Raw genomic sequence first — 12508 nt, 5'->3', positions numbered from 1 at the left:
AACTGTTTCGGGTGGATATGGTGAATAACTGTTGATGTTTATAGAGTGTTTTTCTTAGCAGTTTTGGTTCCCTATTTCTGAACCATCCTTGTATCTAGTTCCAAATTTCCCGTACCCAGCATATCGCGTCCTACCTGTAATCAATCCTGTTAGATTCAGTATCCTCAAGCTGTTTAAGTATGGACTCCGGAATCTCATCACTGTCAATTGGAAAACTGATGGAGTCCGAAATAAAGTTTTTACGATCTGCTTTCCGGAAAATTTCAAATAAGGCAATAGGTTCCTGATTGAAACTTATACATGTGCTGATGAAGTGTAATTCATGAAGCTTATAATCTGGATTTTTAAGTTTTTCTTTACTATCCTTTATTCTTGATATAAAATGTCTTTGACGGATAAAAGTATTGCTGTTCATGATGATAAAAACATAATCAGAGTAGGCTGTTACTTTTCCGAAATATTTGTGATGGTCTCCGCCGCTTCTTTCTATGAAATATTCCCCGGTGGTTTCAGATTTATAAATCTCCATGGCAGAGCGCCATATCCGGTCTTCCAGGGCTTGTGTAGGGTTCTCCGGAAGATTTCTGTTATATGAATACCAACAGCCTACAAGACGCTCTAAAAGGGCTGTATTCTGATTCACATTATTCATATCGATCTTAAGATCATTAAAATTGAATGATTCAGTATTGGAATTGATAAAATCAATATAATTGGAATACCCTAAGACTTTGACAATCAGGCTTAATTTGGCAAGGTTAGGTCTGCTTAAAACAGCATTTTCATTCTGTCTGAATCTTTTCAGCTTATTGATAATCAGATGTTCATAAAGATAATGGGGTCCCAGAAGATTAGGATTCTTCTTTATTTCTTTCTCTGAATGTTCATTGGTAATAAGTTCATTAAGTTCAGCACAGATGTATGACCATTCCGTTTTGGTAACATCTTCCCACTGGTTTTTCTTTAAAAAATGCTGACTTAAGAAATTCATCAACTTCTCAAGATGTAGAATATCTTCCTTTTTCATATTTTGATTTTGTAAGACTAATTTAAGATTTTTATCAAACCAAATAAGATTTTTGAAAGACTTTTATATTTTAAAATCCATTGATATTTGAGTAGAAAAACAAAAGAAAAAACAATGGAAACAAAAATGTTATTAAAAGATGAGTCCCTTTGGAATAGAATCCAAGGATTCTCACTGGACGCTTCCGATGCTGATTTCCCTTTTTCAAAAAAACTGGCAAAAGAAGAAAACTGGAGCATGGACTTTACCAGAAAAGCCATCGAAGAATATAAAAAATTTGTCTATCTCTGCTGTATTCTTCCCAAAGGAGCTTCACCAAGTGAAATCGTAGATAAAGTGTGGCATATGCATTTGATCTATACTCAGAGTTATTGGGAAGAATTTTGTCCTAATATTTTAAAAAGATCCTTACATCATCATCCTTCAAAAGGAGGATTTAATGAGAAAATAAAGCATTATAATTGGTTTTCAACAACTTTGAAAAACTATAAAGAGGTCTTTCATTGTGAGGCGCCTCAGGATATTTGGCTAAATGGGAATGTGATTAAAGACATAAAAAGGAATTCACCAATATGGAAATGGATTCCGTTTCTGATTGTAATCTTAACGCTTAGTTCCTGCCTTGGAGAAGTGATAACGACTGTTGGTTCTATCTTCTTTTCCTTCGTAGGAATTATCATTTTTGGAGGAATAATATCTGCCATTACAAACACTAAAGATAAAAAAGACGGCAATTCCGACTTAAATGATAGTGGAGGCAGTAGTTGTAGTGGCGGAAGTAGCTGTGGCGGAGGCTGTGGTGGAGGTTGTGGCGGCTGCGGAGGTTGTGGCGGATAAGACAAATAATTAAAATATAATGAATCATGAAAAAGCTGATTATTCATGCTATACCGGTTGCAATAAGTTATATATGGCTTATTAGTGAATGTCAGACATTCAATCCGATTGCAATCAAAGGCCCTGACTTTTTAAAGTTCTATCTGATCCTGGTCATTGGATTTTACCTGTCTGTCTTTATTCTAAAATCAGTAGGGGAAATGATTTCACAGACAACTTTTTATTTTTTAATGCTTATTGGTGGCTTGGGAATTATCAAACTAATTCGCGGAGTCATGTTGGGAAAACCTATTGGATTCTTGACCATGATTTTGATCCTGGAGTTGATTATAATATTCTTGTTGGCCGCAATTAAACCTAAGGATGAATTCAGAAAATAAATCCAAAACAAACCCGAAACAAAAATGCTTCGGGCGTTATATATTGAGATTAATTATTTTCTTTTTTATCCCTGACCTGTTTGTATCCATATTTTCTGACCATAATGGACGTAAGAACCACCAAAATAAGGCTTAGAGCAATATTGGATTGGGCTGGATGTACAATCAACTGATAGAGATTATATCCAAAAACAGCTGATACCAAAACGATTAAAATGCTGTTGGCATAAGCATATTGATTTCTTGTAGTTGTTTTCATAATGATATTTTTTATTGTTATTTACTCAGTAAGTATGACAATTTAAAATACGTTACAAAAAAAATCAAAAAATATTTCTTTTAAAAAAACAAACCCGAAACAAAATGCTTCGGGCTTTATGATATCGTTAAGTAATGATATTAATATAATCCGGTTTTTACGAAATTACACCACTTCCAATCAGTTCTTCATCAATATACCATGAAGCGAACTGCCCTTCAGCAATGGCAGATTGTGGTTCTTCAAACTCAACATAAAAATCGTTTTCAAACTGATAGAGAGTCGCTTTTTGTAAAGACTGTCTGTATCTGAATCTGGCCATTACCTCCATAGATTCTCCATTTTGAAGTCTCATATCCTCACGAACCCAATGAAGTTCAGCATTATCTATTTTTAAAGCCTTCTTGTAAAGACCTGGAAAATGACTTCCTTCTCCCACAAAAATAATATTGTTTTCCATGTCTCTTGAAACGATGAAACAACTTTCTTTATGTCCGCCAATTCCTAATCCTCTACTTTGGCCGATCGTGAAAAATTGAGCACCCTGATGCTTTCCGATAACCTTTCCGTCAGCTTTTTTATAATTGATTTTTCTGGATAAGAAGCTAAGTTCTTCTTCTTTATTAGAAAATTCAGGAGTTTCTTCTGCAAATAAAGGGGAATCTTTGAAGATCTCTACAATTTCTCCTTCATTCGGTTTCAATTGCTGTTGCAAAAACTGTGGTAAACTCACTTTTCCGATGAAACATAACCCTTGAGAATCCTTTTTATCAGCGGTAACCAACCCGATTTCTTTGGCGATCTCTCTTACCTGAGGTTTGGTAAGTTCTCCGATAGGGAATAAAGCTTTTGACAACTGATCCTGGCTTAGCTGGCAAAGGAAATAAGACTGGTCCTTATTGTTATCTTTTCCTGCTAAAAGATGAAAGATTTCCTTTCCGTTTTCATCAATAGTAGAATCCACTCTGGCATAATGTCCTGTAGCTACCTTATCAGCACCTAAAGACATGGCCGTTTTCATAAAAACATCGAATTTAACTTCTCTGTTGCATAAAACATCAGGATTCGGAGTTCTTCCTTTTTGATATTCATCGAACATATAATCTACAATACGTTCCTTATAAAGCTCGCTCATATCAATCACCTGGAAAGGAATTCCAAGTTTTTGTGCCACCATAAGGGCATCATTACTGTCCTCAATCCAGGGACATTCATCTTCTAATGTTACAGAAGCATCATTCCAGTTTCTCATAAACAAAGCCACTACTTCATGACCTTGCTGTTGTAGCAAATGTGCTGTAACACTTGAATCTACACCTCCGGAGAGGCCTACTACTACTTTCATTGTATTTCAATTTTACGAAACTCTTAACGGGAGTTCTTAGTTTGACGTGGCAAAAATACAACTAAATAAATTCGTAAAAAAACCATAATTTTAAACATTGATAAAAACGATGTTAAAATAAAAACACCATTAATAAAGTTTTTTAAGTGATAAACACAGATGAAAATGTGATTATTTATCCCTTACTTTAGAACAAAATAAAATATTTACATATGAAAAAGTTTATTATTTCTATGATGCTGATGATCTCAGGACTCTCATTTTCCCAGGTTTCAATAGGTGCTCCGGTGCAGGAAAATAACAAATGGACTTTTGGAGGAGGAATAGGCCTTGGGTTCGGGAGCAATAGTTCGTTTTATCTGCAGGCCTCTCCAAGAGTAGGATACCGCCTTACTGAAGATCTTGAAGGAGGAGTGGTAGGAAGTATTTCCTGGCAGACTTCAGATTATTTTAGATCCACCATGTTTGGAGTAGGACCTTTTGTGAATTATTATTTTGCCCGTTCTTTTTATTTAAGCGCTAACTTCCAGCATTATTTCATCAATTACAATGATAAATATTACGATTATAAGTATAACAGAGAAGAAAATGCCTTGTACCTTGGTGGAGGATATATGCAGAGAATCGGAAATAATTCTTTTATGCAGATCGGTTTGATGTACAATGTACTTTGGAAAGAGAAATCAAGTGTATTTGCAAATGGGTTGGTTCCGAATATCGGATTTGTGGTGGGACTTTAAAATCTGACTGAATCTGTTTTCAAATGTAGAGAAAGGACTTTGGGTCTGGTGTTGAGGATGAAGTATTTGAGATTCTTTCTTCTTCAGAATGACATTAGACGGATTAAATATCATCTCACAGATTTTCCAGATTATACAGAGGATTTATTCTAGTATAAATATTCAATTAGCCATTCGATAAAAATTAAAAAAATCAATTGGTTGCAGCCAAAACCTATTGATGATAAAAGCAAAAAGCACCGGGATTTCCCGGTGCTTTTCTATTGAAATTAAATTATTTATTTAAGATTGAGAAGATTTCTCAGCAGCTGAAGACTTCTTAGGTTTTGAAGTTTTTCCTACTAATCCATCTTTCGCCTCATTAAGGTCAAGAACTACAGTTTCACCTTCGTTCAGTTGTTTATTGACCAGCATTTCAGCCAATAAATCCTCAATGTATTTCTGAATGGCTCTCTTCAATGGTCTTGCACCGAAGTCTTTATCCCATCCTTTTTCAGAAATAAAGTCTTTTGCTTCTTCAGTTAATTCCACTTTATATCCTAATTTTTCAAGTCTGCCATACAGCTTATTCAGTTCAATATCAATGATTTTCTTGATATCATCCTGTACAAGAGAGTTGAAGATCACAATGTCGTCAATTCTGTTTAAGAATTCTGGAGCAAATGCCTTTTTAAGGGCATTTTCAATTGTACTTCTTGCTCTTGAATCTGAAGTTGTTTTTTTCGCTGAGGTACCAAATCCTACACCGTCTCCGAAATCTTTAAGATCTCTTGTTCCGATATTAGAAGTAAGGATGATGATCGTATTTCTAAAGTCGATTTTTCTACCTAAACTATCGGTAACATGACCTTCATCAAGAATCTGTAACAGGATATTGAATACGTCCGGGTGGGCTTTTTCAATCTCATCGAGAAGAACCACAGCATAAGGCTTTCTTCTTACAGCTTCGGTTAACTGACCACCTTCTTCGTATCCAACGTATCCCGGAGGCGCTCCAACCAATCTTGAAACAGCGAATTTCTCCATGTATTCACTCATGTCAATTCGGATAAGAGACTCATCGGATTCAAAAAGCTCTCTGGCCATTACCTTTGCCAACTCAGTTTTACCAACCCCTGTGGTTCCAAGGAAAATAAATGTACCGATAGGGCGGTTAGGGTCTTTAAGACCAGCTCTGTTTCTTTGAATAGCCTTTACGACTTTCTTCACAGCATCTTCCTGACCGATAACTTTTCCATTCAGTTTTTCATCCATCTGAGCTAATTTATCAAGCTCATTTTTGCCAACTTTCGTTACTGGAACTCCACTCATCATAGAAACCACTTCAGCTACATTTTCTTCACTTACGGTTTCTTTTTTCTCTTTTACATCTTTATCCCATTTTTCCTGAGCGGCATTCAGTTCCATCTGAAGACGTTCCTCCTCATCCTTAAGCTTTCTGGCCTCAAGATAATCCTGAGCTTTTACAGCTTTTTGTTTCATTTCCTTGATCTCTTCAATTTTCTTTTCAAAATCAATGATCTCAGTAGGAACTTTCATGTTCTTGATGTAAACTCTTGACCCTGCTTCATCCATCGCATCAATTGCTTTGTCTGGTAAGAAACGGTCTGTAATATATCTTGATGTCAGGTTGACACACGCATTAATTGCTTCAGGTGTATAAATTACATTGTGGTGTTCTTCATACTTATCCTTAATCTGGTTCAAAATCTGAATGGTTTCCTCAATAGAAGTAGGTTCCACCATTACTTTCTGGAATCTTCTTTCTAAAGCTCCGTCTTTTTCAATATACTGACGGTATTCATCCAGAGTAGTAGCCCCGATGCATTGAATCTCACCTCTTGCTAATGCCGGTTTGAACATATTGGATGCATCTAAGCTTCCTGTAGAACTTCCTGCCCCTACAATCGTGTGTAGCTCATCAATAAATAAGATGACATCTCTGTTTTTTTCCAGTTCAGTCATGATAGCCTTCATTCTTTCTTCAAACTGACCACGGTATTTCGTTCCGGCCACTAAACTAGCCAGATCTAATGTGATGACACGTTTTCCGTAAAGAACTCTTGACACCTTTTTCTGTTGAATTCTTAAAGCTAGCCCTTCCGCAATGGCAGATTTACCAACCCCAGGTTCTCCAATAAGAAGCGGGTTGTTTTTCTTTCTACGGGATAAGATCTGAGAGACTCTCTCAATTTCTTTTTCACGTCCAATTACCGGGTCTAATTTTCCATCTCTGGCCAAAGACGTTAAATCTCTACCAAAGTTGTCTAATGTAGGGGTTTTGCTTTTTGCAGAGCCTAAATTGCCTGTAGGCTTTCTCATTTGCTCGAATTCCTCTCTTTCATCATCATCATCATACGCACTCATTTGTGGTGACTGCCCGGAATTTTTAAGCATAGTCTGGTACTCTCTTGAAACACCTTCATAGTCGATGTCGTAAGCTCCCAAAATATTTGAAGTAGGGTCCTCATATTTATATAGAATACCTAAAAGCAGATGAACGGTATTAATTTCATTGCTTTTGTATTGACGGCATTCTAACTCCGCACGTTTAATAGCATGATCTGCCATTTTGGTGAAAGAAATATTGGTAACCTCCTCAGAAATAGGATTAAGACTTGCTGTATTTAGAGTTTCAATTTTTCTTCTGATTTGTGTTAAATCCGCATTGAGGTTTTGAAGGATTTCTTTAGCAGAGTTTTCCGTTTTTATAATACCTAAAAGTAGATGTTCTGTATTAAGAAATTCACTTTTCAGCCTTTTAGCTTCGCTTTTGCTTTGTTTGAACACCTGGCTCAAACCTTGTGAAAACTTATAATCCATAATATATCTCATTAGAACAAAGGCAACATTACCTTTTATTCATTATCTAAATTACAAATATTTTACCAAAAATCAATTAATGACTTTATGGCAGTAAAAAATTTTATTATCTTCTTGAAAATGATTAAGTTTGTTATCCTTAAAAATCTCTCATGAATCCCGAAATTACTACTTACATCGGATACTCAGCCTCAGTTTTTATCGTATTGAGTTTCATACTGAAAGATGTAAGAAAAATCAGAGTTGTTAACATGATCGGTTGTATCTGTTTTGTCATTTATGGTTTCTTTAGTGGACCGTTATGGCCGGTTATTATTCCGAATGGGCTTATTTGCTTTATCCAAATCTATCATTTGCTGTTTGGAAAAAAAGCATAATGAAGAAAAAAATAATTACATCTGCCTTCAGTAATTTGTATACAGACCAGCGTATTGAAAAGGTATGCCGGACTTTACATGAAAACGGTTATGAAATTGATCTGATCGGAAATGACTGGAATGGAGCTGAAGAAATGCAGCGTCCTTATCCATTCTCACGGATTCATTTGGATTCAAAAAGTTTGAAAACAGCTTACTTTGAATTTAACTGGAAACTGTACCATGAGCTTAAAAGAAAGGCAGATCAAAATACAATTCTTCATGCCAATGATATTGATGCACTATACCCAAACTATCTTATTGCCCAAAAATTAAATATTCCACTGGTTTTTGACAGCCATGAAATTTTTTCAGAGATGCCAGCTGTTCAAGGCAAAATGTCACAAAAACTGTGGCGTTATGTCGAAAAGACTGTCATTCCGAAGCTTACCTTGATGATTACAGCAAGCGGAAGTTATGCAAAATGGTTTCAGAAAAAGTATGGCATATATCCGGTGGTGGTTCAAAATGCACCCAGGAAATTAGAGTCTAGTGTTGAAATTCCAGAAAATAATCCTAAAATTCTTCTGTATCAGGGCGCTATTAATCCTTTCAGAGGAATTGATAAAGTGATTCTTTCCATGCATCATATCAACGATGTACAATTGAGAATTGCAGGAGATGGCCCCAGAAAAAAAGAATATGAAGAGCTTGTGAAGAGTGAAAAGCTTCAGCATAAAGTTGAATTTCTTGGAAAATTAAAACCTGAAGATCTAAGAAAAGTAACTGCCACTGCGGATTGTGGAATGAGCATTGAAGAAAATGGGGGAGACAGTTACCTGTATTCCTTACCTAATAAAGTTTTAGACTGTATCCAGGCCAAAGTTCCTTTAATTTTGTCCAATCTTCCAGAACTTCAGAATATTAAAGATCAGTTTGATATTGGTGAGTTAATTAAAGATCATCATCCCGAAAATATTGCAGCGGCGATCAAAAAGGTTTTAGCAAAAGGAAGAATAAACTATCAGCCGGAACTGGAAAAGGCATCTAAAGTCCTTTGCTGGGAAAATGAAGAAATAAAGCTATTACAGGTTTTTCAGAAAGCTTCTAATGCATTAGGTTTTAAGTGATAGACGCTTCTCATAATATAATACTTCCAAAATCAATCTGTGGTTTACCGCTTTAGGCCTAAAGCATAATTTACTATCTTTGCACAAAGAAATTTGTTTTAAAATGACCATTAAAGAAAAACAGCAGGAAATAATTGACGAATTTGCGTTTCTTGACGACTGGGAGCAGAAATATGAATATATCATTGACCTCGGAAAAGAATTGAAAGGGCTTCCTGAAGATAAGAAAATAGAAGAAAATCTGATCAAAGGCTGCCAGAGTAAAGTTTGGATTGATGCTGAATTTAAGGACGGTAAACTTTTCTTTAATGCAGATTCAGACGGAATTTTACCAAAAGGTATTGTTTCTCTTTTGGTGAGCATTTATAGTGGGCATTCTACTCAGGAAATTTTAGATTCTGACTTTGAGTTTATTTCAGAGATTGGATTACAGGAGTTTCTTTCGCCATCCAGAGCTAATGGTTTGATGGCCATGACTAAACAGATCAAATTTTACGCAGTCGCTTATCAGTTGAAATCATAATCGTGACCAGAATTTTAGCATATCGTTTTTCTGCATTTGGAGATGTTGCCATGACGGTTCCTGTTTTTAAGGAATTTTTGGAGCAAAATCCCGGTGTGGAGATTGTCATGGTTTCCAGAAAAAACTTCGAAGCTTTGTTTACAGGGATTCCTAATGTTATATTCAAAGGAATTAATGTAGATGATTATAAAGGGTTCTTTGGACTGAGAAGATTGGGGGATGAATTGATTAAAGAATTTAACCCGGATTATATTGCCAATCTTCATGATGTCATCAGAACCAAAATTTTAGATAGAATCTATAGAAGAAAGGGATTAAAGGTTTTCAAAATAAATAAAGGAAAAGAAGAAAAAGAACATCTTACAGATGTCTGGAATCTGGATAAAATTCAATTGAAAAAAACAGTTGAGCGTTATGCGGATGTCTTCCGGGATATGGGTTTTAAAGTAGAGCTTTCCCAAAAACTCAGACCCGTTTCAGAGCATAAATCCGGAATAGGCTTTGCACCTTTTGCTCAGCATAAAGGAAAAATGCTTCCGTTGGAAAAATCATTTGAGCTGGCCAGGATTTTGGCTCAGAAACATACGGTATACTTCTTTGGGGGCGGGAAAAAGGAGACTGAAACTCTTGAGTCCTGGGAAAGTCAGATCCCCAATACTAAAAGTCTTTCCGGAAAATTAAGTCTTACTGAAGAGCTTCAAAAGATTTCTGAACTGGAAGTAATGATCTCTATGGATTCTGCCAATATGCATTTAGCAAGCCTTATGGGAACCCGATGTGTTTCTATATGGTGTGCAACGCATCCTTATGCGGGATTTTTAGGATTCGGGCAGAGTGAAGATGATGTGGTGCAGGTGAAAGATCTTTCCTGCAGACCTTGTTCTGTTTTTGGAGATAAAGAATGTTATAGGGGAGATTGGGCTTGTCTCGAAGAGTTCAGTATTCAAAAAGTTGTTGAGAAAATCTGACATCATGAAGCTTTCGATCTGTATTCCTATCTATAATTTTGATGTCCGTGAATTGGTTTTTGATTTAAAAAAAGAGATTGATAGCCAGAAAATTGATGCTGAAATTATCTTGATAGATGATGCTTCGAAAGAAGAATGCAAGCAGATCAACAGAGAGCTTCAAAATAGCATTCATCATTTTATATTTCTTGAAAAAAATATCGGACGATCCCGGATTCGGAATCTTTTTCTGCAATATGCAGTGGGAGAATATCTTTTGTTTCTGGACTGCGATGGAAAAATCGTGGGAGAGGACTTCTTAAAAAATTACACACAGTTTTTACAGAAACATTCTAATACTCAAATTATCTATGGCGGGCGAATGGTTTTAGACGCGGCAACAGATTCTAATCATTATTTACGATGGAAGTTTGCTGTTGAGAGAGAAAATCTTCCGCTAGAACTACGTAAAGAAAACCCCTATTTAAGTTTTCAGACCAATAATTTTATAATTCAAAAGGATGTATTGGGAAAAGTTGGCTTTAATCCTGAATTTCAAAAATACGGATATGAAGATCTTCTTTTTGCAATGGATTTAAAAGCAGAAGGTATCAAAATTGATCATATTGATAATCCAATCCTTAATAATGATCTGGAAAGCAATACCGTTTATCTTGGTAAAGTAGAAGAATCTGTGGAAAGTTTATCCAACATGCTTAAAGATGAAACCCTGAGTTCAAAATTATCTGAAGTTAAACTTATTAAGCTGTATAATAAGCTTAAAAACACACCTTTTAAAATCATTTTAGGACCCTTATTCAAAATGGGAGAGGGAAGTATAAAAAGAAAGCTTTCCAAAGGAAATGTAAGCCTCCGTTATCTGGATATATATAAGCTTGGGCTTCTTTTCAGGAAGATGAGATAGATCCCTTTTCCGGTTATAATGAACTTATAATGCTCACTCCCAATATTTCATTTCAAAAAATAGTAATATTTGGAGGTGATCTAATTATTGAAATTGATGATAAGCTTAAATTATGACAGCAATATATTATACCCAATGCAAGCAGCTGCCCGATCATGCTTTTGAAGAAGCTGTTTTTTTGTTACCCATAGAGATGCAACAAAAAATACGAAAGTATAGCCGGTGGCAAGATGCCCATGCCTGCTTATATGGGAACCTATTACTAAAAGAAGCAATCTCTCAATTAGGATATGATTACTCTCTTGAGTTAATACAAAAAACTAAATATGGAAAACCTTATTTTAAGGATAGTGATTTTGGATTTAATATTTCTCATTCAGGCGAATATATCGTTTGTGTAATTAGTACGGATGAAAAACAAAACTTAGGAATTGATATTGAAGAAAACAAACCCATAGCACTGGAGGGTTTTATGAATATATTTACTGAGGAAGAGCAAAAAGAGATTGGTGAACAAAATAACTTTTACACTTTTTGGACTCGTAAAGAAGCGATCGCGAAAGCAGATGGGAGAGGAATGCTTATACCCTTTGATACGATAAATACTTTGAGTTTATCCGTACAATTAGACAATAAAGAATACAATTTGTACGAAGTGGATATCGATCAAAATTATACTATTTATATAGCCGCTTCCGTAAGTCTTGGGAATAATATAAAATACTTTTACAAAGATCCTGGCTCCCTCTATTGATATAAATGTATCTTGGGATGTCAGATAGAGTTATTCCATGTTTATATCCGCAAAAGTTTGTCTGGAATAACAAAGACGTTTTTTATATTATTTATAGACTGAAGAAAATGAACGAGTCAATATTTAAAATGTTAATAACTGTCAGATGAAATATTGACTCGTCCATTTTAAATGATCTTAAAAATTTGAAGATTGCTAAGTGAACCTCTATAGAGGTAAAATAAAAAAACTCTCAGATTTCTGAGAGTTTTTTGTGGGCCCTGAGGGATTCGAACCCCCGACCCTCTGGGTGTAAACCAGATGCTCTGAACCAACTGAGCTAAGAGCCCGAATTTTTTTGAAAGGTTTCGTTTCCTTTTCTGTGGGTCCTGAGGGATTCGAACCCCCGACCCTCTGGGTGTAAACCAGATGCTCTGAACCAACTGAGCTAAGAACCCTCTAGACTTTGTTATTGTTTCCTCG

The 12508-nt window shown here is 35.6% G+C and carries 13 protein-coding genes and 2 tRNA genes; 9 read left to right on the top strand and 6 right to left on the bottom strand.

Annotated elements, in window-relative coordinates; all coding sequences use genetic code 11:
- Positions 1-130: 130 nt before the first annotated feature.
- Positions 131-1027: a hypothetical protein gene (locus tag EG344_RS11250; protein WP_123909510.1), complete on the bottom strand. Its 897-nt coding sequence runs from the start codon at positions 1025-1027 to the stop codon at positions 131-133.
- Between the two features lie 114 nt (positions 1028-1141).
- Between EG344_RS11250 and EG344_RS11245 the strand changes: the two genes are divergently transcribed.
- Positions 1142-1864: a glycine-rich domain-containing protein gene (locus EG344_RS11245; protein WP_123909509.1), complete on the top strand. Its 723-nt coding sequence runs from the start codon at positions 1142-1144 to the stop codon at positions 1862-1864.
- A 26-nt stretch (positions 1865-1890) separates the two neighbouring features.
- Positions 1891-2244 (top strand): hypothetical protein, encoded by a 354-nt coding sequence (locus tag EG344_RS11240; RefSeq protein ID WP_123909508.1) that lies wholly within the window; start codon positions 1891-1893, stop codon positions 2242-2244.
- Positions 2245-2293: 49 nt separating this feature from the next.
- Here the strand turns inward: EG344_RS11240 and EG344_RS11235 are convergent, their stop codons facing one another.
- Both EG344_RS11235 and mnmA read right to left on the bottom strand, forming a co-directional pair.
- Positions 2294-2503, bottom strand: a complete 210-nt coding sequence (locus EG344_RS11235) for a hypothetical protein (protein ID WP_123909507.1) — start codon at positions 2501-2503, stop codon at positions 2294-2296.
- A 157-nt stretch (positions 2504-2660) separates the two neighbouring features.
- On the bottom strand, positions 2661-3848 hold the full coding sequence (mnmA, locus tag EG344_RS11230) for a tRNA 2-thiouridine(34) synthase MnmA (RefSeq protein ID WP_123909506.1): 1188 nt from the start codon (positions 3846-3848) through the stop codon (positions 2661-2663).
- A 212-nt stretch (positions 3849-4060) separates the two neighbouring features.
- On the opposite strand from mnmA, the gene EG344_RS11225 reads away from it, so the two are divergent.
- Positions 4061-4588 (top strand): transporter, encoded by a 528-nt coding sequence (locus EG344_RS11225; RefSeq protein ID WP_123909505.1) that lies wholly within the window; start codon positions 4061-4063, stop codon positions 4586-4588.
- A 282-nt stretch (positions 4589-4870) separates the two neighbouring features.
- On the opposite strand, the gene EG344_RS11220 is transcribed toward EG344_RS11225, so the two are convergent.
- A complete protein-coding gene (locus EG344_RS11220) occupies positions 4871-7411 on the bottom strand; it encodes an ATP-dependent Clp protease ATP-binding subunit (RefSeq protein ID WP_123909504.1) in 2541 nt (846 codons plus the stop codon).
- A gap of 152 nt (positions 7412-7563) precedes the next feature.
- Between EG344_RS11220 and EG344_RS11215 the strand changes: the two genes are divergently transcribed.
- The 6 genes from EG344_RS11215 to EG344_RS11190 all read left to right on the top strand — a co-directional run bounded on the left by EG344_RS11215 (position 7564) and on the right by EG344_RS11190 (position 12046).
- Positions 7564-7788, top strand: a complete 225-nt coding sequence (locus EG344_RS11215; RefSeq protein WP_123909503.1) for a uroporphyrinogen decarboxylase — start codon at positions 7564-7566, stop codon at positions 7786-7788.
- Positions 7788-8897 (top strand): glycosyltransferase, encoded by a 1110-nt coding sequence (locus tag EG344_RS11210; RefSeq protein WP_123909502.1) that lies wholly within the window; start codon positions 7788-7790, stop codon positions 8895-8897. The genes EG344_RS11215 and EG344_RS11210 overlap by 1 nt, the downstream gene beginning before the upstream one ends.
- A gap of 103 nt (positions 8898-9000) precedes the next feature.
- Complete coding sequence (locus tag EG344_RS11205) at positions 9001-9420, top strand: SufE family protein (protein WP_123909501.1); 420 nt, start codon at positions 9001-9003, stop codon at positions 9418-9420.
- Positions 9421-9422: 2 nt separating this feature from the next.
- Positions 9423-10388, top strand: a complete 966-nt coding sequence (locus tag EG344_RS11200) for a glycosyltransferase family 9 protein (protein WP_228412913.1) — start codon at positions 9423-9425, stop codon at positions 10386-10388.
- Positions 10389-10392: 4 nt separating this feature from the next.
- Complete coding sequence (locus EG344_RS11195) at positions 10393-11292, top strand: glycosyltransferase family 2 protein (RefSeq protein WP_123909500.1); 900 nt, start codon at positions 10393-10395, stop codon at positions 11290-11292.
- 112 nt (positions 11293-11404) lie between these two features.
- Complete coding sequence (locus tag EG344_RS11190; RefSeq protein WP_123909499.1) at positions 11405-12046, top strand: 4'-phosphopantetheinyl transferase family protein; 642 nt, start codon at positions 11405-11407, stop codon at positions 12044-12046.
- 254 nt (positions 12047-12300) lie between these two features.
- Here the strand turns inward: EG344_RS11190 and EG344_RS11185 are convergent.
- Positions 12301-12375, bottom strand: a tRNA-Val gene (locus tag EG344_RS11185).
- Between the two features lie 33 nt (positions 12376-12408).
- Positions 12409-12483, bottom strand: a tRNA-Val gene (locus EG344_RS11180).
- Positions 12484-12508 lie beyond the last annotated feature (25 nt).

It is taken from the genome of Chryseobacterium sp. G0162, assembly GCF_003815715.1.
Lineage (GTDB): Bacteria > Bacteroidota > Bacteroidia > Flavobacteriales > Weeksellaceae > Chryseobacterium.
Note: the sequence above shows the minus strand (reverse complement) of the source record. Positions and strands in the feature narration are given on the sequence as shown.

What these genes read in the sequence shown, in the direction of transcription:
- EG344_RS11250 (WP_123909510.1), bottom strand. Translation starts at nt 1,027, where the DNA reads ATGAAAAAGGAAGATATTCTACATCTTGAGAAGTTGATGAATTTCTTA.
- EG344_RS11245 (WP_123909509.1), top strand. Translation starts at nt 1,142, where the DNA reads ATGGAAACAAAAATGTTATTAAAAGATGAGTCCCTTTGGAATAGAATC.
- EG344_RS11240 (WP_123909508.1), top strand. Translation starts at nt 1,891, where the DNA reads ATGAAAAAGCTGATTATTCATGCTATACCGGTTGCAATAAGTTATATA.
- EG344_RS11235 (WP_123909507.1), bottom strand. Translation starts at nt 2,503, where the DNA reads ATGAAAACAACTACAAGAAATCAATATGCTTATGCCAACAGCATTTTA.
- mnmA (WP_123909506.1), bottom strand. Translation starts at nt 3,848, where the DNA reads ATGAAAGTAGTAGTAGGCCTCTCCGGAGGTGTAGATTCAAGTGTTACA.
- EG344_RS11225 (WP_123909505.1), top strand. Translation starts at nt 4,061, where the DNA reads ATGAAAAAGTTTATTATTTCTATGATGCTGATGATCTCAGGACTCTCA.
- EG344_RS11220 (WP_123909504.1), bottom strand. Translation starts at nt 7,411, where the DNA reads ATGGATTATAAGTTTTCACAAGGTTTGAGCCAGGTGTTCAAACAAAGC.
- EG344_RS11215 (WP_123909503.1), top strand. Translation starts at nt 7,564, where the DNA reads ATGAATCCCGAAATTACTACTTACATCGGATACTCAGCCTCAGTTTTT.
- EG344_RS11210 (WP_123909502.1), top strand. Translation starts at nt 7,788, where the DNA reads ATGAAGAAAAAAATAATTACATCTGCCTTCAGTAATTTGTATACAGAC.
- EG344_RS11205 (WP_123909501.1), top strand. Translation starts at nt 9,001, where the DNA reads ATGACCATTAAAGAAAAACAGCAGGAAATAATTGACGAATTTGCGTTT.
- EG344_RS11195 (WP_123909500.1), top strand. Translation starts at nt 10,393, where the DNA reads ATGAAGCTTTCGATCTGTATTCCTATCTATAATTTTGATGTCCGTGAA.
- EG344_RS11190 (WP_123909499.1), top strand. Translation starts at nt 11,405, where the DNA reads ATGACAGCAATATATTATACCCAATGCAAGCAGCTGCCCGATCATGCT.